Raw genomic sequence first — 21734 nt, 5'->3', positions numbered from 1 at the left:
GCCGGATTTCTCCGGCTGCAGACGCGCCTTCCCATGCTGCGAAACCTAGCGGACTGCTACGAGGTCCACCACGAAGATGAGGGCTTCGTTGGGCTTGATGGCCCCGCCCGCTCCACGCGAGCCGTAGGCAAGCTCGGACGGGATTTCAAGGCGACGGCGGCCGCCGACCTTCATGCCAAGCAGGCCTTGGTCCCAGCCCTGGATGACCTGGCCGACTCCCACGCGGAAGTCCAGCGGTGCGCCGCGGCCCCAGGACGCGTCGAATTCCTCGCCGGTGGACCAAGCAACGCCAACGTAGTGGGTGGAGACGGTGTCGCCGGCCTGAGCCTCGGCGCCGTCACCAACGATGATGTCCTTGATAACGAGTTCCGTCGGGACGTCGCCCTCCGGGAAGTCGATCTCCGGCTTAGTGCGGTCGTAATCGCGCTGACCAAATGACATGGGTACTCCTCAATTTGATAGGGACGGTGTTATGGAGGTTTGCGGAAGCTTACTGGGCGCCCAGGATGTCCACGACGAAGACGAGGTCGCCTGTGGGCTGGCCCTGGGCCGCGGCGCCGTCGCCATACGCGAGGCTCTTGGGAATGACCAAGAGGACGCGGGAGCCGACTGTCTTGCCGGCAAGGCCTTGCGTCCAGCCCTTGATGACGCCGTTGAGCGCGAAGCTGGCGGTTTGGCCCTTGTCGTAGCTGGAGTCGAACTTCTTGCCATCAGCCAAGGTGACGCCGACGTAGTTGACCGTCAGGGTGTCCGTTTCCTTGACGACCGCGCCCTTGCCCTTGATGAGGTCCTGGGCGACGAGGGCCGACGGCGCCTTCGCGCCGTCAACGGAAATCTGCGGAATTCCCTTGTCGTCGACCTTGACTGTGGGGAGGCCGGCGGGCGGGGTAACGGGATCGCCCTCGGGCTTGTCCAGGGGCTTGACAGCGTCCTTGACGCCGGTGACCTTGAAGACCACCAGCTGGGATGACGTTGCCGCTGCTTCAGCCGAAGCAGGAGTTCCCGGGACGGCGAAAGCGATGTCGGCGCCGACCTTCGCACCGACCAGAGCGTTGTAGAGCACAGCGCTGCCGGTCTTGAGCTGGTCGTTCAGTTCGACGGGCTGGGACCCTGTCGGGAAAGTGTCTTCGAGGGTCTTGCCGTCCTTGCCGTCGACGGCAATGTAGGTGATCTGCGCCACCTGTCCGGCCTTCACCTTGTCGCCGGTGCCGTCGCTGACCATTTTGATGGTCGGCTGCGTTACGTCCAGCGGCTTGTTGAATTCCAGGCCGGGTGCCTTCTTGTCTCCATTGTCGGAGACCTTAAGGGAATCCAGCTTGGCGACTTCGCCGGCGGACTGACTGGTGGGCTCCGGGGTTGCTGTTGGTGCCGGGCTTCCGCCGCATGCGGTCATCAGCAAGAGGCCGGGGATAAGAATTGCTAGTAGACGTCGCACAAATTGAACTTTCGTCGGGGCAAAAGGAGGGCATGGACGGGCCAGGCTCGGCCATGCGCGTAGAGGCCTGTTAAAAGGCCAACCTCCAGAGTAGCGGGTGAAGCTGGGAGTCAGCTCATCGAGTCCAGGAGGGCATCTACTCTTTCGTCGACGCTGCGGAAGGGATCCTTGCACAAAATCGTCTGGTGCGCGCGGTCGTTCAACTTCAGATGGACCCAATCCACGGTGTAGTCACGGCCGAGTTCCTGGGCGCGCCGGACGAAGTCGCCGCGGAGTTTTGCCCGGGTGGTCTGCGGCGGCGCATCCACTGCATCCTTGATGTCCGTGTCGGCAACCAGACGCCGCGCCGCGCCGCGGGACTGGAGCAGGAAGAAGAGCCCGCGCTTGCGTGAGATGTCGTGATACGTCAGGTCCAATTGCGCGATCCGCGGGGAGTCCAGGCCGATTCCATGGCGGCGCATGTACCCATCCATCAGCTTCTTCTTGATGGCCCAGTCCACTTCCGTGTCTATTCCGCTGGTATCGCCGCTATCGATCGAGTCCAGCGTCCGCTCCCAAAGATCCAGGATGAGCGGCACGTGCGGATTGTGGGCTCCATTCGATGCGACAAAAGCGGTGACCTTTGCAAGGTACTCCCGCTGGATGTCCAGGGCCGTCAGTTGCCTGCCGTTGGCCAGGCGAACCAAAGCCTTACCGCTGAGATCATGGGAGATTTCCCGGATGCTTCGGATGGGGTTCTCCATCCGCATGTCCCGCATGATCACTCCGGCCTCAATCATGCGCAGGAGCAGATCCACCGTTCCCACCTTCAAGAGCGCGGTGGTCTCGGACATGTTGGAATCGCCGACGATCACGTGCAGACGGCGGAAGAACTCGGCATCGGCGTGCGGCTCGTCACGGGTGTTGATGATGGGGCGGGATCTCGTCGTCGCCGAAGACACGCCTTCCCAAATGTGGTCGGCACGCTGGGAGAACGCGAACGTGGCCCCGTGGGGCGTCTTCAGGACCTTGCCCGCACCTGCGATCAGCTGACGCGTGACGAGGAAGGGAATGAGGATCTCCGCGAGCCGCGAGAACTCGCCCCGCCGCGGAATCAGGTAGTTTTCGTGGCTGCCGTAGGAATTGCCGGCGGAATCGGTGTTGTTCTTGAACAGGTAGACCGTTCCGTTGAATCCCTCCGCCGCAAGCCGGGCCTGTGCTTCATCAACGAGGTCATCGAGGATGAGCTCCCCCGCCCTGTCGTGGGCGATCAGCTGCGCGAGGTCGTCGCATTCCGCGGTGGCGTACTCCGGGTGCGAGCCGACATCCAAGTACAAGCGCGAGCCATTCGTGAGGAAGACGTTTGAGGAGCGTCCCCAGCTCACTACTTTGCGAAAGAGGTACCTGGCCACTTCCTCGGGAGCCAACGGCCGTGAGTCGGGGCTCGAGTACGAAATACCGAACTCCGTTTCGATCCCGAATATCCTCTTGTCCATCTCAGGCCTCCCCTGCCAGCAGTTGCGTGATTTCGTCAGCCCTGAGCCGCCGGAATGCCCTCCGGGATCCGCGCCCGCTTTCCGGACTCCGGTCCAACACCGCGGCTTCGACTGCCGTCCCGGGAAGCGCGTCCACTTCCTTGTCCGTGGCCAGCGCCTTGACGGCCAATCGAAGCGCCCCGGCCAGGCTGAGGTCAGCCTTCCAACCGCGGCCCACCGTCTCGGCAACTTGCTCGGCCAAGCCGCCCATCACCACAAAACCGTTCTCGTCGGCAATCGAGCCGTCGAAAGTCAGCCGATAGAGGTGGTCCTCGGCCTGTGTGTGCCCGACCTCTGCCACCGCCAGTTCGACTTCGAAAGGTTTTTGTTCCGCGGTGAAGACGGCGCCAAGGCTCTGCGCGTAGACGCTGGCCAGACCGCGTGCGGTGACGTCCTCGCGATCGTATGAATAGCCGCGGACGTCGGCGTAACGGACACCGGCTTGCCGAAGACTCTCAAACTCGTTGTACTTCCCCACGGCTGCGAACGCGATCTTGTCGTAGATCTCACCGATCTTGTGGAGCGACGGCGAAGGGTTTTCAGCCACCAGCGCGATGCCGTCAGCGCAACTGATCACGACGACGGACCGGCCGCGGGCGATACCCTTCCGCGCGAAGTCCGCACGGTCCTTCATCAGTTGTTCGGGCGAAACATAAAACTGCTGGGTCATCTCAGGCCTCCCGTCCGGCAACTGCGCGCGATTCAACGATCGCGCCGGCGATCGCTGCCAGCTCCCGTTCCGGCACCCGTCGGGCACCGGCGCGGTTGACGGTGTAGACCACCGGCCAGAGCTGCCGGACCGGGTCCGGACCGCCCGTGGCGGAGTCGTCGTCGGCAGCGTCATAGAGGGCCTCAACCGCGACGGCGACGGCCTCGTCTTCGGTGAGGTTCGGCCGCCACAGCTTCTTCAAGGCGCCGCGTGCGAAGACGGAACCCGAGCCGACAGAGTGGTGCTCGAATTCCTCGTACCGTCCCCCGGTGACATCGTAGGAGAAAAGCCGTCCCACGCCGCCGGCTTGGTCGAAGCCCGCGAAGAGCGGGATCACCGCGAGGCCTTGCATGGCCATCGGCAGGTTTCCCCGGATCATGGCGCCAAGCCTGTTGGCTTTGCCGTCCAGGCTCAGCAGAGTGCCCTCGATCTTTTCGTAGTGTTCCAGTTCCACTTGGAACAACCGCGTGATGTCGATGGCCAGGCCCGCGGTCCCGGCAATTCCCAGGACGGAGTATTCGTCGGCCGGGAAGACCTTCTCGATGTGCCTGCTGGCGATCACATTGCCCATCGTGGCACGCCGGTCCCCCGCCATCAGGACGCCACCGGGGTAACTGAGGGCGACGATGGTTGTGGCATGGGGCACGGGGGGAATCTGTCCCGCGGGCAGCGCTTGATTAAAGGGGAGGAGTTCAGGCCTGGAGCGTTGCAGATGCTCTATGAACGAAGACGTTGCTTGGGTGGCCGGGTGGCCGGTTGATGGATCCTGCATTGCTGCGCTCCTTCGACTCTGACATCCGATGCCCGGCGGCCTCGCGCCGGCCGGGCCCTTGGCTTAGCTGGCGGCTGGCTATTGGCCGCCCTTTTGCACAAATGCCCTGACGAACTCTTCGGCGTTCGATTCAAGCACGCCGTCGATTTCGTCGAGGAGATCGTCCACGCCCTGCGTCGCTACCGAGGCCTGGGCCTCTGGCGCTGCGGGCGGCGCCTCGGGGGCGTCGGTCTCTACCTCGACGTCCCGCGACTGCGGTTGCTGCTGCTCCTGAGCTGCCATTTCCTTCTCCATTCTGTCCATCCCCGGCAACGGGGACTTCCTGTAATGCCATACTGCCACGGGGCGGGCCGCCACGCTGCGGTTTTAAGGGCCCGTTTGACGCCCTTTAGCCGGCTGCTTGTTCAGGCAGGCGGGGCCGGGTCCAGGCCGAGCAATTCACGGAGGAATGCGCCCGCCGTGTCGTGTTTCCGAAACAGTTGTCCGGTGAGTGCTTCCGTGCCGCGGAGGGGTTCCCGGGTAGGCACGCGCTGCAGTTTTCCAATGCCGGGAACGTCGAAGATGACCGAATCCCAACTGGCACCGACCACGTCCTTGCCGAAGCTGGAAACACACTTCCCGCGGAAAAACGCGCGCGTGTCAGGCGGCGGTTCGACGACAGCGCGGCTGATGGCGGCTTCGTCCACGATTGTCTGCATGCGGTCGCGGGAAAGCATCCGGTAATAGAGGCCCTTTTCCGGCCTCACGTCGGACCATTGCAAATCGACGAGGCCCAGGCGGGCATCGTTCCATTCCAGGCCGTCACGGTTCCGATAACCATCCAGCAAGGACATTTTGGCGAGCCATTCGACCGATGACGCGGCACCGGCGGGGTTGGTCCCCAAGAGCCCCAGCGTCGACTCCCACCGTTCCAGGACATCCCGGGTGTGGCCGTCTCCGCTGAAGGAATCAGAAACCCCGGTTTCCTGTCCAAGTTTGGCCGCTGCCTCGTAGTACATCCACTGGATATCGAGCGCTGTGACGCGCCGTCCGTCAAGAAGCCTGACCGTGGCAGTCAGGGAGGTGTCGTGGCTGATTGCCTGGAGGCCGGCCACCGGCTCATGCACCTCGATCTTCGGAGCCTGGCCGGCTTCGATGAGGCTCAGGACCAAAGCCGTGGTGCCGAACTTCAAGTAGTTCGACACCTGGCTCAGGTTGGCGTCGCCGATGATGACATGCAGGCGCCGGTATTTGTCCGCCGTCGCGTGCGGTTCATCCCGGGTATTGATGATCGGGCGCCTGATGGTGGTTTCCAGTCCCACCTCGGCCTCAAAGAAATCCGCACGCTGACTGATCTGGAATCCGGCGGTTGAACCGTCCTGGCCCTTGCCGAGCCGTCCGGCACCACAGATGACCTGGCGCGTGACGAAGAAAGGCGTCAGGCCGCGGACGATGTCCCCGAAAGGTACCGACCGTGGCATGAGGTAGTTTTCGTGGGAACCGTAGGACACAGATTTGTTGTCGGTGTTGTTCTTGTAAAGGTTGATGGCCGGCAGATCCGGATCCGCGGCGACTTTCCGAACCGTGGCCAGGGCGACGAGGTCCCCGGCCGCGTCCCACGCGACGATGTCCCGGGGATTCGTGACCTCCGGACTCGAATATTCCGGATGGGCATGGTCCACGTACAGGCGCGCCCCGTTCCCGAGGACCATGTTCATCAGCAACGAGCCTGACTCGTCGCCGCCGTCGGCTTCGAGCTCCTGGCGCCCGTACGCCAAGGCGACGGCCTCGGCGTCGAGCACGGGGGGCCTGTCCGTCAGCTGGCTGGGGTCGGCGGCACTGCGCTCCACCGTCCAACCGCGTGCGTCATGCAGGGGCTCTTCGTCCGTATAGTCCCAGCGGGTCTCGGCCCCGCCGGCCGCCCGCTGTCGCGTGAGGTTGGCGTAGGCCTGGATGATCCGCGCGGACATCATCGTGGCGTTCGCCCCCGGAGCGGAGGGCGCATGGATACCGTATTCAGTTTCCGAACCCATGACCCGCATGGCCCCGCCCACGGGAAGCTTGTCCGAAGGCAGGCCTTCCGGCCGGGCCGTCACAGGTACTGGCCGGTGTTGGGAGTCGTTTCGATCGACTTCCCGGGCTCCTGGCCGGCCTTGCCCTGGACGATGGTGCGGATGTAGGTGATGCGTTCGCCCTTCTTGCCCGAGATGCGTGCCCAGTCGTCCGGGTTGGTGGTGTTGGGCATGTCCTCGTGTTCGCGGAATTCGTCGACGACGGCGCGCAGGAAGTGGTCGATCCGCAGGCCTTTCTGCTGGGTTAGCAGGAGGTCCTTGATGGCGTACTTCTTGGCCCGGTCCACGACGTTCTGGACAACCGCGCCGGAGTTGAAGTCCTTGAAATAGAGCATCTCGGTATCGCCGTTGGCGTAGGTGACTTCGAGATACTCGTTGGACTTCTCCGTCGAATACATGGCTTCAACGGTGCGCTGGATAATGGCGTCGACCGTGGCCTGGACGTCGCCGCCGTGCTCTGCCAGATCCGTCGCGTGGAATGGAAGGTCGGTGGTGATGTACTTGGCGAAAATGTCGGCGGCCGCCTCGGCGTCGGGCCGCTGGATCTTGACCTTCACGTCAAGCCGCCCTGGACGAAGAATAGCCGGATCGATCATGTCTTCACGGTTCGAGGCACCGATCACGATGACGTTGTCCAGGCGTTCGACGCCGTCGATCTCGCTCAGGAGCTGCGGGACGATGGTTGTTTCGACGTCGGAGGACACCCCGGTGCCGCGGGTGCGGAACAGCGAGTCCATTTCGTCGAAGAACACCACCACGGGGCTGCCATCGGAGGCCTTCTCCCGGGCACGCGCAAAGATCAGGCGGATGTGCCGCTCTGTTTCACCGACGTATTTGTCAAGGAGTTCAGGCCCCTTGATGTTCAGGAAATAGCTCTTCAGGTCTACGTTGCCGGCCCGTTCGGAGGCGCGGGCGGCGAGCGAGTTGGCAACGGCCTTCGCGATCAGCGTCTTGCCGCAACCCGGAGGGCCGTAAAGCAGGATGCCCTTCGGGGCTTTGAGACCGTGTTCGCGGTACAGGTCCGGGTGCAGGAACGGCAGTTCCACCGCGTCGCGGATCTGTTCGATTTGCGGGCCCAGGCCGCCGATGTCCTCGTACGTAATATCCGGGACTTCCTCGAGGACCAGGTTTTCGACCTCTGCCCGGGGCACCTTCTCCAGTGCGTAGCCCGTGCGGGAATCGAGCGACAAAGCATCGCCGACGCGCAGGTGCACCTTCTGCAATGCGCCTGAGAGCCTGACTACCCGCTCTTCATCGGCCCTGCCCACGACGAGGGCGCGGTCCGTGCCCAGCATTTCCTTGAGCGTGACAAGTTCACCTGCCCGTTCGTAGCCCAGGCCTGTCACCACGAGGAGGGCCTCATTGAGGAGGACTTCCTGCCCAACGGCCAGCTGGTTGATGTTAACGAGCGGGCTGACGCCCACGCGCATCTTGCGGCCGGCATTGAAGATGTCGACCGATTCCTCGGTGGCCGCCTGGCCGGTGCTGCCTGCAGTCGGCTGGCGCCTTGGATTGATCTGCAGGATGGTCCCGAAGCTGTACGGTGGTTGGCCGTCCTGCTCGAGGGCGCCTTTGAGTCGCAGGATTTCGGCCTTCGCCGTCTCCAGCATGGTCACGAGCTTGGTGTTGTTCTGGGTGGCGGCGGCAAGCTGACGGTCGATATGGCGCAGTTTGTCTCGAAGGATGTTTATCTGGCGTTCCGCGACAGTGAGTTCCGCGGAGTCGTCCACCGGTTGGATTGCCCCACCCCCGTGTCCCGCTTTTCCTTCAGTCACAGCCTTGTTCGATGGCTCCTCCGGCGTTGTTCGCCCGAAGTCATTGTTCGACGTATCCACGAAGCATCAGCTCCTTCCCGCTTTCTATAAATAGACCTTAGCCCTCAAAAGCGTTGGGTAACCTGTGACATCCGGAATGCGGACCAGTTTGTGATCTTTCCCTAGGGGGCGGGTGTGGGGTCGTCCTTGACGTTGGTGCCGGCAATCGCATCCCGTGCGGCCCGGCGCAGTTTCTTGTCGGAAACCGCACGCTCTCCTACCGCCCCCGGAGTCCAGGCATTCAGGTCCTCTTCGCTGAACTCGGTCTTGGACGGTCGCCGTTTGACGGAGATTCCGGTCACGCCGTCGGCGAGGCGACGCGTCACCAAAAGGAAGCCCGTGTGGGCCACCATGCGGTGGTCGGGACGGACAGCGAGGCCCTCAAGGTGCCAGCCGCGCACCATGGACTCCCAGGCGTCCGGTTCCGTGAAACGGCCGTCGGCGCGGATCGCTTCAGCGGTACGGGAGAGCTGGGTCACGGTGGCCACGTAGTTGATCCACACGCCGCCCGGGGCCAAAACGGTGGCTACGGCGTCGAGGCATTCCCACGGAGCGAGCATGTCCAGCACCACGCGGTCCACGGATCCGGGCCCTTCGGAGCGGACGACTTCCTCCTGGAAGTCGCCAAGAGAGATCTTCCAGGCCGGGTGCGGACCGCCGAAAATGGTTTCCACGTTGCCGCGGGCAATGTCGGCGAATTCTTCGCGACGCTCGAAGGAGTGGAGGTACCCGTTGTCGCCGACTGCTCGAAGCAGGGAGATCGAAAGGGCGCCGGAACCAACGCCGGCCTCCACAACGCGGGCCCCCGGGAAGATATCGGCCATGGTGACGATCTGGCCGGCATCCTTGGGGTACACCACTGCGGCACCGCGGGGCATGGACAACACGAAGTCCGAGAGCAAGGGACGGAGGGTCTGGTACTGCTGGCCGATGTTGTTGGCCACCACTGAACCGTCAACCTGGCCGATGATTTCGTCGTGGTTCAGGAAGCCGCGGTGCGTATGGAAAGCGCCGCCTTCCTCCAGGGTGATGGTGTTCATCCGGCCGCGTTCGTCCGTGAGTTGAACCCGCTCGCCCACACGGAAGGGCCCTCGGCGCCGGGCCGCACCAGTCGGCTGAATGGCGGTGTCGGCGGCGCCGGTGGCCGTGTAGTTGGCGGCGGTTTCGCTGCTCATGGGTGTTTCCTCGCTCCTGTACGGCTGGGCCGTCATTTGTTGCCGCAGTAACTGCTTAGTGATGCGCACTGCCGGCCGGGTTAATTCACGACCGGCAGGTAACTCTACCGGGAAGGTCCTACGGGCGTCCGCTCCGTCGGGCTACTTTACCTGTAATGGCTGTCACTACCGCCTGCTGACGCAGCAGGCCCATGACCGTGCCGCGTTCGTCCACGACCGCGTATTCGGCGCCGCTGAGCTGCGCCAAATACTGGATCAGTTCCTGGCCGCTGGACGTCCAGGGGACGTAGGCACCGTCGGCGAGCGGGGTGGAAACCGCGGTCACGAAGGTCGTGGATACCTCGGAGGCCGGCACGGCTGCAGTCGCAGCCGGATCTACCAGACCCTGTGGCCGGCCATCCGGTCCGCAGATCACGACGGCGGGCGTGCCGTAGGGTGCCACGCGCAGGACTTCGGCGACCGTGGCCGAGTTCGGAATTCCGACGGCGGGTTCGGCCAAGGCGGCGGCACTCACCGAGGGGAGGCGTCCACGGAGCGTCGCTTGCTTGATCGCGCCCGAAGCGCCCATCCACAGGAAGCTGCAGACAAGGAGGGTGATGAGCATATAAGTGAAATTAATCGGGCTCCCGCTAAGCAGCGGCGGGGCTATGAACCCAACAACCAGGACGATGACGACGATCCTTCCGGCCCAGCCAGCCGCCACTGTCCCCTTTTCCTGGCTTCCCGTCACTTTCCATACCGCGGATTCCACCAACCGCCCTCCGTCAAGGGGCAGACCCGGGAGCACATTGAAAATGCCGATCAACAGATTGGCCCACATGAAGCTGTTGGCCAATTCCTCCGCCACCCCGCCGAAGACGTGGGCCACCACCAGCGGCCAGGCGGCTGCAGCGAGGACAAAGTTGGCGGCGGGTCCTGCCAAGGCCACAAGCACCGAGCGGCCAGGAGACGAAATGAAGCTCTCGAACTGGGTGTGGCCGCCCCACAGATTCAACACGATCTTCTCCGTGGGCCAGTTGAACGCCTTGGCGCTCAAGGCATGGGCGAGTTCGTGGACCAGCACGGAAAGGGCGAGGAGCACCGCATAGGCAAAGGCAACGAAGTACGCTCCGTTTCCCAAGTAGGGGTGCTGAACGAATACGACCGGGCCAACCGCGATCACCGTGAACGCGGCGATGATGAACCAGGAGTACGCAAGGTACACGGGGATTCCCGCGATGCGGCCGAGCGGAATCCCGTCCTTCCTGCTGCTGCGTGTGCTGTGGCCACCGTTCCGGGGAGTGCTCACTTAGTTTGCCTGTCCAAGGAAAGCCGCGGCGGGCATGGTGGCGGAAGCGCGGGCGGCGACAAGCGCCTCAAGGTCGGAGACCTTCCGTCCCTGCAGGGTGTCCCAGGTTGCCCGGCGGGCATCCTCGGGCAAAGCCATTTGGTGCGGAATTCCCACCGTGACCACCCCGGAGGCGATCGCGGACGCAACGCCCGGCACGGAATCCTCGAGGGCGACGCAGTGATCCACGGTCAGCGCAGGATCCGTGTCCCGGAGCCGCTCGACGGCGGCGAGGTAAGCCTCGGGGTGGGGTTTTCCTCGGCTGACGGTGTCCCCCGTGATGAGGAACTCGAAGTAGGGCTTGGGGAGGTTGGCGACGACTTCCCGCGCCATCGGGCCTTCGGACATCGTCACGAGGGCGCAGCGGACGCCCGATTGATACAGCTCGTCCAGCAGCTCCTTGGCACCGGGCCGCCACGGCACCTCGACGCGGAGGCGGTCGATGACATGGGCGCTCAAGGAGTCAACGATCTCCCGCTTCTCCAGGTTCACTCCAGCCTTTTGGAGAATGCCGGCCGAGTGCATGAGCGATTGCCCTACGAGCTGCATGGCTTGTTCATGGCTCCAGGCGCCTCCGTAGGACTCCACGAGGGTGCGCTCTGCGGCAATCCAATACGGCTCGGTGTCCACCAGGGTGCCATCCATGTCCCATAGCGCGGCTTTGAGCTCGGCTTTTACAAAGGGCTGGGTGGCTGAAGCAAGCATGCCTAAAGTCTACGTGGAAGGAGGCAGGGCGATTGCCGCTCTACGCCCGGGGCGAAGTATGGCCACGCCGGTCCCCGCACGCCATGCATCGGTGGCGGTGTTGGACGTAGGGTGAGTGAATGAACAGTTTGGACGGAGCCCCTGACGGACAGGCCACTTCACCGGAGCCTGAGCGCCTTCTCCAGCCTGTAGCCGAAGGTCAGCGCATCACCGTGATGCTCGCGGCTTTCGAAGGTTGGAACGACGCCGGTGAGGCGGCCAGCGATTCCCTGCACTACTTGAACAAGTTGTGGCAAGGAAGGAAAGTGGCATCCGTTGATGCCGACGACTATTACGACTTCCAGTTCACCAGGCCGACTGTGCGACGCACGGCCGCCGGGACGCGCAAAGTGAAGTGGCCTTCCACGCGCTTGTACAAGGCCAGCGTCCCGGACAGCAACGTCGATGTGGTGTTCGTGCTCGGCACCGAGCCGTCCTACCGCTGGCGTGCCTACACGGCCGAGCTTCTGGTCCACGCTGAAACGCTCAAGGTCGACTATGTGGTGTTGATCGGCGCCCTTCTGGCCGATGTCCCGCACAGCCGCCCAATCCCCGTGAGCACCACCTCGGACGACAGCGGATTGCGGCAGCGGTTGAACCTGGAGGCTTCGCAGTACGAGGGTCCGGTAGGCATTGTGGGCGTGCTGGCGGAATTCGCGCTGCTCGCGGGCTTGCCCACGGTGTCGCTGTGGGCGGCCGTGCCGCACTATGTCGCCCAACCGCCCTCCCCCAAGGCGCAACTGGCCATCTTGAACAGGATCGAGGACCTGCTCCAGGTGCCGCTGGACACCCACGCCCTCAACGAGGAATCCGAGGCCTGGGAGCGGGGCGTGGACGAACTGGCCACCGAAGACCCGGAAATCGCCGCCTACGTGCGGCAGCTCGAGGAGGCCAAGGACACGGCCGACCTGCCGGAGGCCAGTGGCGAATCCATCGCCCGCGAGTTCGAGCGCTATCTCAAGCGCAGGGGCAAGGACAAGCCCTAACCCAACGCGGGGTCACTTACGGCCCGTCCAAGGGGACATTATGGGCCGTAAGTGACCCCGCGTTGCTTAAAGCTCGACGCCGAGCAATCCGTTGATCGCGTCGCTCACCAGGGCGGAATCCAGTGCACTCGGATTAGCGGTAGACGGATTACTGAGAGCCGCCGCGGCCCAGGCATCGACGGCGGCGACCGCGCCGGGAGCATTCAGGTCGTTGGCCAGCTCGGCACGCATCCGCGTCAGCAATTCCGCCGCTGTTCCTTCGGGAGCGATGTCCCGGGCGGCCCGCCACGTGTTGAGGCGTTCCTTGGCCTGGGCGAAGCCTTCATCGGTCCAGGACCAATCCGAGCGGTAGTGGTTGGCCAGGATCGCCAGGCGGATTGCGGCGGGCTCTTCGCCTGCTGCACGGAGCTTGGACACCAGCACCAGGTTGCCCTTGGACTTGCTCATCTTTTCACCGTCCAGGCCCACCATTCCAGCATGGGCGTAGTGGCGTGCCAGGGGAATGCCGCTTAGCGAATACGCGTGTCCGGCGCCCATTTCGTGGTGCGGGAAAACGAGGTCAGATCCGCCGCCCTGCACGGTGAACGGTTCCGGCAGGTACTTCTGCGCGATGACCGTACATTCGATGTGCCAGCCGGGACGTCCGTCACCGAGGCTTGCGCCCGGCCAGCTCGGCTCGCCGTCGCGGGCAACGCGCCATAGCAGGGGATCAAGGGGATTCCGCTTGCCGGAGCGGCCGGGATCGCCGCCGCGCTCGGCGAAAAGCTCGAGCATTTCCACTTCGCCGAGCCCCGAAATGTCCCCGAGGGTCCACGCGTCCGGGCTATCCGACGCCTTGCCGGCTGCCTCGACGTCGTAGTAGACGTCGCCGTCGGGTTCGCCACCCGTGCCGTGCACGCGGTAGGCGAGCTCGTCCGCGATCAATTTCTCGATAGCCGGAACAATCATCGGGATCGCTTCGACGGCTCCGATGTAGTAATTCGGGGCCAGCACATTGAGGGCGTCCATGTCGGTCTGGAAAAGCTCAATCTGGCTCGCAGCCAACTCCCGCCAGTCAACGCCAGTGGCGGTGGCCCGCTCCAGGAGCGGATCGTCGACGTCGGTGACGTTCTGGACGTACGCAACGCGCTGGCCGCTGTCCCGCCATGCCCGGTTGAGCAGGTCGAACGCGACGTAGCTGGCGGCGTGGCCCATGTGGGTGGCGTCGTACGGCGTGATACCGCAGACGTACATGGATTGCTCCGCACGTGGCTCGACCTCCACGAGGGACCCGAGGGCGGTATCGAACAGCCTCAACGGGGGCATGCTGCCGGGTAGTTCAGGCACAGGGCGGGAGATCCACGATTTCACAGCCTCAACCATAGTGCTAGGCGCTGATGACATTGAAACCGAGCAATACATAGAGGGCTAGTCCCAGGAGAATGCGGTACCACACAAAGGCACGGTAGCTGTGGGTGGAAATGAATTTCAGGAACCAGCCAATGATGATGAAGCCCACCACGAAGGCGATGACGGTGGCCAAGGCTGTTTCCGGAAGGCCGAAGGGTCCGGTGATTCCTTCCTTCGAGACCACCTTGTACAGCTGGTACAGGCCGCTGCCGAAGACAGCGGGTATGGCAAGCAGGAACGAATACCGTGCGGCGGCTTCACGCGTGTACCCCATCAAGAGGCCGGCCGTGATGGTTCCGCCGGAGCGGGAGACGCCCGGAATGAGAGCCATGGCCTGGGCCAGCCCGTAAAGGATGCCGTGCTTGACGGTCAATTGGCTCAGCTCGCGTTCCTGCTTGCCCAGGGCGTCGGCCACCGCGAGGATCATGCCAAAGACGATGAGCATCGTGGCGACGATCCACAGGCTGCGCAGGACGGATTCGATCTGGTCCTGGAAGAGCAGGCCGAGCACGATGATAGGCACGCTGCCGAGGATGACCAACCAGCCCATCCGCGCGTCGGGATCGTCCCTGGAGACTTTCCCCCGCAGCGATCCGAACCAGGCGCGGACAATCCTGACGATGTCGCGCCAAAAGAAAACGATGACGGCCGTCTCGGTGCCTAGCTGGGTAATGGCCGTGAAAGCAGCTCCGGGATCCGCCGCATTGGGCAGGAACGAGCCGACAATTCGCAGGTGTGCGCTTGAAGAAATCGGAAGGAATTCTGTCAGGCCCTGCACGAGGCCAAGGAAGGCTGCTTCTATCCAGTTCACGTGAATAGACCCTACGTCATGATCTACCCGATCTCCCCGTAAGCTATCAGCTATGCAGCAGCGTTACGTCGGCAACAGCGGGTTTCGGGTGTCCACCCTTTCCCTGGGCACTATGTCCTGGGCAGAAGAAACGGACGAACAGGATGCACGGGAACTGCTCCATACGTTCATCGCTGCCGGCGGCACCATGATCGATACCGCCGCTTCCTACGCCGGTGGACGGGCCGAAGCCCTGCTGGGTTCCATGCTGGGGGACGTTGTGGCGCGTTCGGAGGTTGTCCTCTCCACGAAAGCGGGCGTCTCGACGTCGGACGGCCGGCGCAGCGTCGATGCGTCCCGCGGATCCATGCTGTCCGCTCTCGACGCCAGCCTCGCCCGCTTGGGAACCGACTACGTGGACATCTGGTTCGCGCACGCTTGGGACGGAAACGTACCGCTCGAGGAAACCCTTTCCGCGCTGGACCTCGCGTTGCGCTCGGGCCGCGCACGGTACGTCGGCATCTCCAACTACAACGGCTGGCAGACCGCCAAGGCTGCGGCGATCGCGGGATTTACCCTGGTGGCCAACCAATCCGAATACTCGCTCCTGCACAGGAAGCCCGAAGACGAACTGGTGCCCGCCATCGAGGACGCCGGCCTCGGCCTCATGGCGTGGGGGCCCCTGGGCCGCGGAGTGCTCAGCGGCAAATACCGCGGACAGATTCCGTCCGAATCACGGGCGGCTGAAGGCCGCCTCAGCGGCTACGTCGAGAAGTACCTCGATGCGCGGGGAGCACGGATCGTCGAAGCGGCAGCAATGGCTGCGCGCGGCTTGGGACGGTCCGCCGTCGATGTTTCCCTGAGCTGGCTGCTCTCGCGCCCTGGGGTATCCACCGCCATAGTGGGCGCACGCAATGCGGTCCAGCTCAAGGAACTGCTCGATGCGCAGCTTTCGCCTCTTCCCGCCGAAATTTCGAGGGCACTGGAAGACGTTTCAGCGATCTGACTCAACTGAAACTCGGGCATTACTGATCGGGCTTACTGGTCGAGGATCTCCAGCTCGTCTTCGTCGAGGAGTTCATTGTTGTCCTCGTCGTCATCTTCTTCATCGTCGTCGAACACCTGAAGTGGTGTGACTTCCGAGTAGGCCTCGTATAGTGAGTCCTCATATACCTCAAAGGCATCTGCAACGGCGAAAAACGCTGCCTCCACAGTGGGATCTCCTTCGCCCCGGCGGGCGGAAGCGGCAATCAGGTGCTCTTCCAAGGCTGCTGTCAATGACTGAAGCGCGACACGCGGATCGATGCTCATGACTTCACGTTAGCCCGAAAAAGACGAAAATGGAGAGGGATGAGAGAACAATTTCTGAGCAGTTCAGTGGAGCGTCAGCGGGACTACGCAAGGCAGTACGAGTACCTCGTACTGACTGTCAGCCCTGACGATTCCTTGCCCGAGGCGCGGCGTCGGCTCGTGGAGCACTCCGAATACGGCAAGTGGGAACTGGAGCGGAGCATCCTCTATATCGGCGGCGGTCGCCGGTTCTGGCTGCGCCGCAGAGTACTCAACGTACAGCGCACCGTGTAAGCAGCACGGCCGTTATTTCAGGGTCCCCGCTCCAGTGTTCGAGCGTTTCAGCTTTCGAGCGGACCAAGCCACGCGTTGGCAACTGTGGTGTGCGCGGATTCCTCATTGGAGGGATGGAAGATCCCGGCCAGCACATCGCGGTACAGCCGTTCGAGTTCGGAGCCCCGGAAGTAGCTGGAGCCTCCCGAAACTCGTATCGCCACGTCCACGATGGTCCGGGCGTTCTCCGTGGCCCGCACTTTGAGCCCCACGAACTTGGGAAACCACTGCGACCCGTGATCGACCAGGGCATCCACGTCACGGGCCACCGACGCCAAATGCGGCTGGATGGAATCCATTCCCATGGCGGCGTCGGCAATCTTCCAGCGGATGTCCGGGTCCTGCGAAAAGCTTCGGCCCCCGTACTTGGCCGAGGTACGGCGCTTGACGGCCTCGACCGCCAGCGTGAATGCCCGCTCCGCGATGCCTGTGTAGACCGCGGCAAGCAGCGTTTCGAAGCACGCGAAGATCGCGAAGATCAACGGATCCTGGTTGGGTCCTACGGGCAGTTTCCGGAAGATCCGTTCCGGCGGCACCATGGCGCCGTGGAGGAGCGTGGTGTTCGATTGGCTTGCCCGCATGCCCAGGGTGTCCCAGTCATTCAGTGTCTCGTGGCCGGGTGCGTCGCGTTGGATAAAGCCGAAAACCAGCTCACCACTCCCCTCCCGTGCGCCGCCATCCTTGCCGAAGATGCCGAGGCGGGTCCATGCCGGCGACAAGCTCGTGAAGATCTTCCGCCCGGTGAAGCTGTACCCGCCGTCCAGCTGCGGTTCCGCCGTGGTCCCTGAGTCGAAGAGCAGGGAGTCATTTCCGGGCTCGGAAATCCCGAAGGCAAAGACCTCGCCGTGTCCGGACTCCTTCAGCACAAAGTCGAGGGAGCCGTCGCCGCGCCTCGCCAGGACGTGCGCGACGCCGGTCCAGACAAGGTGCATGTTGACGGCCAACGCCGTGGCCGGGGCAGCCGTGGCAAGCCGGCGCTGAAGCGCCGCCGCGGCTTCGAGCCCGAGCCCCAGTCCGCCGTCGGACTCCGGGACGAAGATCTTCAGGTATCCCGCCGCGGCGAGCTCCTCAAGATCCTCGTGGAAGAACGAGTTGTTCTGGTCGTACCCCGCTGCGCGGTCCCGGATGCGACGGAGCATCTCGTCCGGCAGGATCTCTTCGGGGGTCAAGGCGTTCTCCCTAGTAGTTGCTGAGCAGGGTGTTGAGCACCCTGGACCCGAACTTGAGCGAATCGGCAGGAACGCGTTCGTCGACCCCGTGGAACATGCCAGTGAAGTCGAGTTCCTCCGGGAGCATCAACGGGGCGAATCCGTAGCCCGTGATGCCGATCTTGCTGAGCGACTTGTTGTCGGTGCCGCCGGACAAGGTGTAGGGCAGCACTTTGGCGCCGGGGTCTTCCGAGTGCAAGGCATCGATCATGGCGTCGACCAGGTTGCCGGCAAACGGCACTTCCAGGGACACGTCTTTGTTGACGTAGCTGACCTCCACGCCGTCTCCGGCGAGTTTCTTGACGGTTTCGAAGACCATCTCCTGCTGGCCGGGGAGCGTGCGGCAGTCCACCAGCGCTTCGGCCGATTCGGGGATGACGTTGTGCTTGTATCCGGAGCTCAGCAGCGTGGGGTTCGAGGTGTTTTGAAGGGTGGCTCCGACGAAGCGGGCGACGGTGCCGAGTTCCTTCAGCAGGGCCTCGGGATTGTCCGGATCGAACTCGACGCCGGTCAGTTCCGTCACGCCGTCGAGGAACTGACGGGTAGTGGGGGTCAGCTCAATCGGCCAGGGGTATTCGCCGATCCTCGTGACTGCCCCGGCCAGGCGGGTGATCGCGTTGTCGGTGTTGATTTGCGAGCCGTGCCCGGCACGGCCGTGCGCCACAAGGCGCAGCCAGGAAAGTCCCTTCTCCGCGGTCTGCAGCAGGTAGGTGCGCTGGCCCCCGATGGTGGCCGAGAACCCACCTACCTCGGAGATCGCTTCCGTTGCGCCGTCGAAGAGTTCCCTGCGATGCTCGACGGCGTAGCGCGCGCCGTGGTTGCCCCCGGCTTCCTCGTCGGCGAAGAAGGCAAAGATGATGTCGCGCTTGGGCTTGCGTCCCGTCCGGGCGAAGTCACGCATGACCGCGAGGATCATGGCGTCCATGTCCTTCATGTCCACGGCGCCGCGTCCCCAGATGAGTCCATCCTTGAGTTCGCCGCTGAAGGGATCCACGGACCACTGGTCCTTGAGCGCCGGAACCACGTCGAGGTGGCCGTGCACCACCAGGGCGCCGGCCGAGGGGTCCTCCCCGGCCATGCGCGTGACAACATTGGCCCGGCCCGGAGCCGACTCGAAGATTTCCGCGTCCAATCCAACTTCATTAATAAGCGCCGCCGTGTATTCCGCTGCGGCGCGTTCGCCAGGACCGGAATCGTCACCGAAGTTCGAGGTGTCTATGCGGATGAGTTCCTGGCAGATCCGGACTACTTCGTCCTCGGGTCGGATATCAGTCATGGAACTCTCCTTGCTGGCTGGGATGGACGTACTCCGGCGGGAAGGCAGATGGTGCGGACGCTCCCCGCGCGCTTCCCCCAGCCTACCCACCGCATGCCCGTTTGGCCGCGCGCTTTCCCGCGTTTTGGCGCGGATTGGCGAGGCCCAATTGCCGTTGACAGCGCCGTCTCGAGCTCCGGTTTTTTTATTTCCCAGAAACCGTGTTAGAGTTTTTCTCGCTGCTTCGGAGGAAAGAGAAGCGCCGAGAGGCGCAGAACGAACGCTCCGAACACCACCTGCGCGGGTGGCGGAATGGCAGACGCGCTAGCTTGAGGTGCTAGTCCTCGAAAGGGGGTGGGGGTTCAAGTCCCCCTCCGCGCACAATTGCGAGGCCTGGAATTCTGAGAATTCCAGGCCTTGTTTGTTTAACCTGAATTTGCCTTTTCGGACGCTAATGCGGCGTTCATCACATTTATTAAATTGCATTACCGGGAATTCACCACCGGCAATGAATCCGCCGTCGAACCCGGCTCCGGGACCCGGCTCTGAATCCGGCTCCGCCAGGCGCGACGACGGCGGCCGCCCGCGTGGGTGACCGCCGTCGTCGTAGTTGTTGTTGGACCCTGGACCGTGACCCTGAAGCTTGCCCCTGAACCTGGAACCCGAAACCGGCGCCCTACAGCGCCGTCACGGATCCGCTGAAGTGCCTCCTGCCGCTTCGCGGGTTCCAGGCCACGTAGTCCGAACGCTCCCACGAGCCTGACGCGGAGTGGACCGTGCCGATTTCCAGGGCCACCCGCGCCGGAAGGAACACCGGCGCCTCGAAGTTCACGTCCCACCGGAACGCTTCCGACTTCACCGAGCCCACGTCAGCCAAGGCCCGGGACGCAAGGTACATGCCGTGCGCGATCGACCGCGGCAGGCCCAACGCCTTGGCCGAGAGCAGGCTCAAGTGGATCGGATTGAAGTCCCCGGATACGGCGGCGTACAGGCGGCCGGTATCCACTCCGAGCTGCCAGACGGCGGTTGGTGCGGGCGCCCTGAACTCCGGTGGAGCGGCGGCCGCGGCGGCCTTGTCGACTCCCGGAAGGAAGACCCCCTTGGCGAGGTACGTCGAGACGCCGCGCCAGAGCAAGGCCCCGCCGTTGCTTGACCGGACTTCGGCGACGACGTCCAGCTGGGTTCCAGCCCTGTGGCCGCGCATGTGCTCTGCCCAGGACCGGACGTCGAGCGGCTCACTGAACTGGACTGCCCGCAATTGCTCCACATGGTTCTTCAAATGGATCATCCCCAGCAAGGGAAGCGGGAAGTCGTCCCGGTTAAGCACGCTCATGGCAACCGGGAACGCAAGGGCATGGATGAAGCCCGCCGGCAGTGCGTCACTCGCTGTCTCCCCGATCAGGTGCTGGTAGGCGGTGAGGTTCGCGACGTCGGCCCGCACCCCGCGGACCTCGTGGCTCCCGTGGGGCAGCGCGATGGCTGCCTGGAACCCCATCACCCTCCGCCGTGCCGCCGTCGCCGCCGCGTTCACATACAGCTTAGAGAGGGACGGCAGTTCCCCCAGGATGAGCGGTTGTTCCGTAGTCATGCACCCACCAGGTTCTGTCCACAGACCCTGAGCACTTCTCCCGTGATTCCACCGGCCTCGTCCGATGCCAGGAACGCGATTGCCTCTGCCACGTCGCCGGGCAGGCCTCCCTGCTGCAGCGAATTAAGCCTGCGGGCTACTTCCCTGGTAGCGAAGGGGATCCGGGCGGTCATGTCTGTCTCTATGAAGCCGGGCGCGACGGCGTTGATGGAGCTGCCGCGTTCAGCCAGCAAGGGCGCCGTGGCCCTCACCATGCCGATCACTCCCCCTTTGGATGCGGCGTAGTTTGTCTGCCCGCGGTTGCCCGCGATGCCGCTCGTAGAGGCCACGGATACGATCCGCGGGGTTTTGTGGAGCTGGTCCGCACCAAGGAGTGCCTCGTTGATTCTCAACTGCGAGGCGATGTTCACGCCGATGACGGAATTCCAGCGGCCCTCATCCATGTTGGCCAGGAGCTTGTCCCGGGTAATACCCGCGTTGTGGATGACGATGTCCAGCGCGCCATGGCGTTCCACGGCGTGGTCGATGATCCGCCTCCCGGCGTCCCCGGCCGTGATGTCCAATTGCAGGGCAGTGCCATGAACCTCGTTGGCGACGGCGGCGAGGTGGTCACCCGCCGCGGGAATATCCACCACCACGAGCCGGGCGCCGTCCCGGTGCAGCGTCCGTGCGATCGCCGCGCCGATCCCACGGGCGGCTCCCGTCACGACGGCGACCTTCCCGGCCAAGGGCTTGTCGGGGTCGGCGGAAAGTTGGCCGGCGCCTGAGGTAACGGTCAAGAACTGACCATCCACGAACGCGGACCGGCCGGACAGGAAGAAGCGCAGCGCGCCGAGCGTGCTCGGGCTCGTGGTGCCGGCACCGTCCCCGAGGAGAATGCCGTTGGCCGTGGCACCCGCCCGGAGTTCCTTGGCGAGCGAACGCAGCAGCCCGTCGACGCCTTGACGGCCGGCGGCAACAGCCGGGGTGGCAGCGGACGCCGAGGTGCGGGAGATCGTGACCACCCGCGCGCCCGGGGCCAAATCGCGGAGCGACGGAGCCGCAGTGAGAACCGGTCCGGCAAGCTCTTCCGGATGCTCGACGGCGTCAAGCACCAGGACGATCGCACCCAGCTTTTCCTTGGGCAAGGCGGAACGCCGAACGTCGAGGCCCCAGCCCGCCAGGGCGGCAGCCAAGTCGTCGGAGCCGGCGGTTCTGCCGTTGCCGCTCCCGAGTACCAGGACCGGACCCGGAACCAGCGGCTCTCCCTCTTTGTACCTCCGGAGCACGGCAGGTTGGGGCAGTCCGAGCTTTTTGGCCAGGTCCTTGCCGATCCCGTGGCTGACAAACTGCGTGTATTTGTCCGTCATGCCGG

General features: G+C 64.0%; 21 protein-coding genes and 1 tRNA gene. 4 read left to right on the top strand and 18 right to left on the bottom strand.

Annotation, left to right across the window (positions count from 1 at the left end; genetic code table 11):
- Nucleotides 1–45: 45 nt before the first annotated feature.
- The 11 genes from AC3WJU_RS01990 to AC3WJU_RS01940 all read right to left on the bottom strand — a co-directional run bounded on the left by AC3WJU_RS01990 (nucleotide 46) and on the right by AC3WJU_RS01940 (nucleotide 11502).
- Nucleotides 46–441, bottom strand: a complete 396-nt coding sequence (locus tag AC3WJU_RS01990) for an FKBP-type peptidyl-prolyl cis-trans isomerase (protein WP_059389230.1) — start codon at nucleotides 439–441, stop codon at nucleotides 46–48.
- Between the two features lie 49 nt (nucleotides 442–490).
- Nucleotides 491–1435, bottom strand: a complete 945-nt coding sequence (locus tag AC3WJU_RS01985; RefSeq protein ID WP_492258998.1) for an FKBP-type peptidyl-prolyl cis-trans isomerase — start codon at nucleotides 1433–1435, stop codon at nucleotides 491–493.
- A gap of 110 nt (nucleotides 1436–1545) precedes the next feature.
- Nucleotides 1546–2910 (bottom strand): Pup--protein ligase, encoded by a 1365-nt coding sequence (gene pafA, locus AC3WJU_RS01980; protein WP_492258997.1) that lies wholly within the window; start codon nucleotides 2908–2910, stop codon nucleotides 1546–1548.
- A 1-nt stretch (nucleotide 2911) separates the two neighbouring features.
- Entirely contained in the window at nucleotides 2912–3619 is a 708-nt protein-coding gene (gene prcA / locus AC3WJU_RS01975; protein WP_284988172.1) for a proteasome subunit alpha, read from the bottom strand.
- Nucleotide 3620: 1 nt separating this feature from the next.
- Complete coding sequence (gene prcB / locus AC3WJU_RS01970) at nucleotides 3621–4430, bottom strand: proteasome subunit beta (RefSeq protein ID WP_306959692.1); 810 nt, start codon at nucleotides 4428–4430, stop codon at nucleotides 3621–3623.
- Between the two features lie 78 nt (nucleotides 4431–4508).
- Nucleotides 4509–4712: a ubiquitin-like protein Pup gene (locus tag AC3WJU_RS01965; protein ID WP_059389233.1), complete on the bottom strand. Its 204-nt coding sequence runs from the start codon at nucleotides 4710–4712 to the stop codon at nucleotides 4509–4511.
- Between the two features lie 122 nt (nucleotides 4713–4834).
- Nucleotides 4835–6451, bottom strand: a complete 1617-nt coding sequence (gene dop, locus AC3WJU_RS01960; protein WP_306960223.1) for a depupylase/deamidase Dop — start codon at nucleotides 6449–6451, stop codon at nucleotides 4835–4837.
- A gap of 50 nt (nucleotides 6452–6501) precedes the next feature.
- The gene (gene arc, locus AC3WJU_RS01955) at nucleotides 6502–8316 is read right to left on the bottom strand and encodes a proteasome ATPase (protein ID WP_084784542.1); all 1815 of its coding nucleotides are present in this window, start codon (nucleotides 8314–8316) and stop codon (nucleotides 6502–6504) included.
- Between the two features lie 101 nt (nucleotides 8317–8417).
- Entirely contained in the window at nucleotides 8418–9470 is a 1053-nt protein-coding gene (locus tag AC3WJU_RS01950) for a tRNA (adenine-N1)-methyltransferase (RefSeq protein WP_284988174.1), read from the bottom strand.
- A 118-nt stretch (nucleotides 9471–9588) separates the two neighbouring features.
- Nucleotides 9589–10758, bottom strand: a complete 1170-nt coding sequence (locus AC3WJU_RS01945; protein ID WP_307053956.1) for a site-2 protease family protein — start codon at nucleotides 10756–10758, stop codon at nucleotides 9589–9591.
- Nucleotides 10759–11502, bottom strand: a complete 744-nt coding sequence (locus AC3WJU_RS01940; protein ID WP_492258996.1) for an HAD family hydrolase — start codon at nucleotides 11500–11502, stop codon at nucleotides 10759–10761.
- Between the two features lie 119 nt (nucleotides 11503–11621).
- Here AC3WJU_RS01940 and AC3WJU_RS01935 point away from each other — a divergent pair, with 119 nt between their 5' ends.
- On the top strand, nucleotides 11622–12527 hold the full coding sequence (locus AC3WJU_RS01935; RefSeq protein ID WP_492258995.1) for a PAC2 family protein: 906 nt from the start codon (nucleotides 11622–11624) through the stop codon (nucleotides 12525–12527).
- 66 nt (nucleotides 12528–12593) lie between these two features.
- Here the strand turns inward: AC3WJU_RS01935 and mshC are convergent, their stop codons facing one another.
- Nucleotides 12594–13877, bottom strand: coding sequence for a cysteine--1-D-myo-inosityl 2-amino-2-deoxy-alpha-D-glucopyranoside ligase (gene mshC, locus AC3WJU_RS01930; protein WP_284988177.1), 1284 nt, complete (start codon nucleotides 13875–13877; stop codon nucleotides 12594–12596).
- A gap of 16 nt (nucleotides 13878–13893) precedes the next feature.
- Nucleotides 13894–14727: an undecaprenyl-diphosphate phosphatase gene (locus AC3WJU_RS01925; protein WP_492258994.1), complete on the bottom strand. Its 834-nt coding sequence runs from the start codon at nucleotides 14725–14727 to the stop codon at nucleotides 13894–13896.
- A 52-nt stretch (nucleotides 14728–14779) separates the two neighbouring features.
- On the opposite strand from AC3WJU_RS01925, the gene AC3WJU_RS01920 reads away from it, so the two are divergent.
- Complete coding sequence (locus tag AC3WJU_RS01920; protein WP_306959680.1) at nucleotides 14780–15712, top strand: aldo/keto reductase; 933 nt, start codon at nucleotides 14780–14782, stop codon at nucleotides 15710–15712.
- A gap of 32 nt (nucleotides 15713–15744) precedes the next feature.
- Here the strand turns inward: AC3WJU_RS01920 and AC3WJU_RS01915 are convergent, their stop codons facing one another.
- On the bottom strand, nucleotides 15745–16017 hold the full coding sequence (locus AC3WJU_RS01915; RefSeq protein ID WP_059389240.1) for a hypothetical protein: 273 nt from the start codon (nucleotides 16015–16017) through the stop codon (nucleotides 15745–15747).
- 39 nt (nucleotides 16018–16056) lie between these two features.
- Between AC3WJU_RS01915 and AC3WJU_RS01910 the strand changes: the two genes are divergently transcribed.
- Nucleotides 16057–16290, top strand: coding sequence for a DUF5703 family protein (locus AC3WJU_RS01910; RefSeq protein ID WP_059389241.1), 234 nt, complete (start codon nucleotides 16057–16059; stop codon nucleotides 16288–16290).
- A 47-nt stretch (nucleotides 16291–16337) separates the two neighbouring features.
- Here AC3WJU_RS01910 and AC3WJU_RS01905 read toward each other — a convergent pair whose 3' ends face one another.
- Together AC3WJU_RS01905 and AC3WJU_RS01900 are read right to left on the bottom strand one after the other, a co-directional pair.
- Nucleotides 16338–17498, bottom strand: a complete 1161-nt coding sequence (locus AC3WJU_RS01905; RefSeq protein WP_492258993.1) for an acyl-CoA dehydrogenase family protein — start codon at nucleotides 17496–17498, stop codon at nucleotides 16338–16340.
- Between the two features lie 10 nt (nucleotides 17499–17508).
- The gene (locus AC3WJU_RS01900; protein ID WP_059389243.1) at nucleotides 17509–18813 is read right to left on the bottom strand and encodes a M20/M25/M40 family metallo-hydrolase; all 1305 of its coding nucleotides are present in this window, start codon (nucleotides 18811–18813) and stop codon (nucleotides 17509–17511) included.
- A 277-nt stretch (nucleotides 18814–19090) separates the two neighbouring features.
- On the opposite strand from AC3WJU_RS01900, the gene AC3WJU_RS01895 reads away from it, so the two are divergent.
- Nucleotides 19091–19173 (top strand) — tRNA-Leu (locus tag AC3WJU_RS01895).
- A gap of 295 nt (nucleotides 19174–19468) precedes the next feature.
- Here the strand turns inward: AC3WJU_RS01895 and AC3WJU_RS01890 are convergent.
- Both AC3WJU_RS01890 and AC3WJU_RS01885 read right to left on the bottom strand, forming a co-directional pair.
- Nucleotides 19469–20380 carry a MaoC family dehydratase gene (locus AC3WJU_RS01890; protein ID WP_492258992.1) on the bottom strand — a complete coding sequence of 304 codons (912 nt, stop codon included), beginning with the start codon at nucleotides 20378–20380 and terminating at the stop codon, nucleotides 19469–19471.
- Nucleotides 20377–21729, bottom strand: coding sequence for a 3-oxoacyl-ACP reductase (locus AC3WJU_RS01885; RefSeq protein WP_306959671.1), 1353 nt, complete (start codon nucleotides 21727–21729; stop codon nucleotides 20377–20379). The genes AC3WJU_RS01890 and AC3WJU_RS01885 overlap by 4 nt, the downstream gene beginning before the upstream one ends.
- Nucleotides 21730–21734: the final 5 nt, after the last annotated feature.

This window comes from Arthrobacter sp. FW306-1B-F12A (assembly GCF_058781865.1).
The sequence above is the reverse complement of the archived record's forward strand: the minus strand, read 5'-3'. Positions and strand labels throughout refer to the sequence as shown.

What these genes read in the sequence shown, in the direction of transcription:
- AC3WJU_RS01990 (WP_059389230.1), bottom strand. Translation starts at nt 441, where the DNA reads ATGTCATTTGGTCAGCGCGATTACGACCGCACTAAGCCGGAGATCGAC.
- pafA (WP_492258997.1), bottom strand. Translation starts at nt 2,910, where the DNA reads ATGGACAAGAGGATATTCGGGATCGAAACGGAGTTCGGTATTTCGTAC.
- prcA (WP_284988172.1), bottom strand. Translation starts at nt 3,619, where the DNA reads ATGACCCAGCAGTTTTATGTTTCGCCCGAACAACTGATGAAGGACCGT.
- prcB (WP_306959692.1), bottom strand. Translation starts at nt 4,430, where the DNA reads ATGCAGGATCCATCAACCGGCCACCCGGCCACCCAAGCAACGTCTTCG.
- AC3WJU_RS01965 (WP_059389233.1), bottom strand. Translation starts at nt 4,712, where the DNA reads ATGGCAGCTCAGGAGCAGCAGCAACCGCAGTCGCGGGACGTCGAGGTA.
- dop (WP_306960223.1), bottom strand. Translation starts at nt 6,451, where the DNA reads ATGCGGGTCATGGGTTCGGAAACTGAATACGGTATCCATGCGCCCTCC.
- AC3WJU_RS01950 (WP_284988174.1), bottom strand. Translation starts at nt 9,470, where the DNA reads ATGAGCAGCGAAACCGCCGCCAACTACACGGCCACCGGCGCCGCCGAC.
- AC3WJU_RS01940 (WP_492258996.1), bottom strand. Translation starts at nt 11,502, where the DNA reads ATGCTTGCTTCAGCCACCCAGCCCTTTGTAAAAGCCGAGCTCAAAGCC.
- AC3WJU_RS01935 (WP_492258995.1), top strand. Translation starts at nt 11,622, where the DNA reads ATGAACAGTTTGGACGGAGCCCCTGACGGACAGGCCACTTCACCGGAG.
- AC3WJU_RS01920 (WP_306959680.1), top strand. Translation starts at nt 14,780, where the DNA reads ATGCAGCAGCGTTACGTCGGCAACAGCGGGTTTCGGGTGTCCACCCTT.
- AC3WJU_RS01915 (WP_059389240.1), bottom strand. Translation starts at nt 16,017, where the DNA reads ATGAGCATCGATCCGCGTGTCGCGCTTCAGTCATTGACAGCAGCCTTG.
- AC3WJU_RS01910 (WP_059389241.1), top strand. Translation starts at nt 16,057, where the DNA reads ATGAGAGAACAATTTCTGAGCAGTTCAGTGGAGCGTCAGCGGGACTAC.
- AC3WJU_RS01900 (WP_059389243.1), bottom strand. Translation starts at nt 18,813, where the DNA reads ATGACTGATATCCGACCCGAGGACGAAGTAGTCCGGATCTGCCAGGAA.
- AC3WJU_RS01890 (WP_492258992.1), bottom strand. Translation starts at nt 20,380, where the DNA reads ATGACTACGGAACAACCGCTCATCCTGGGGGAACTGCCGTCCCTCTCT.
- AC3WJU_RS01885 (WP_306959671.1), bottom strand. Translation starts at nt 21,729, where the DNA reads ATGACGGACAAATACACGCAGTTTGTCAGCCACGGGATCGGCAAGGAC.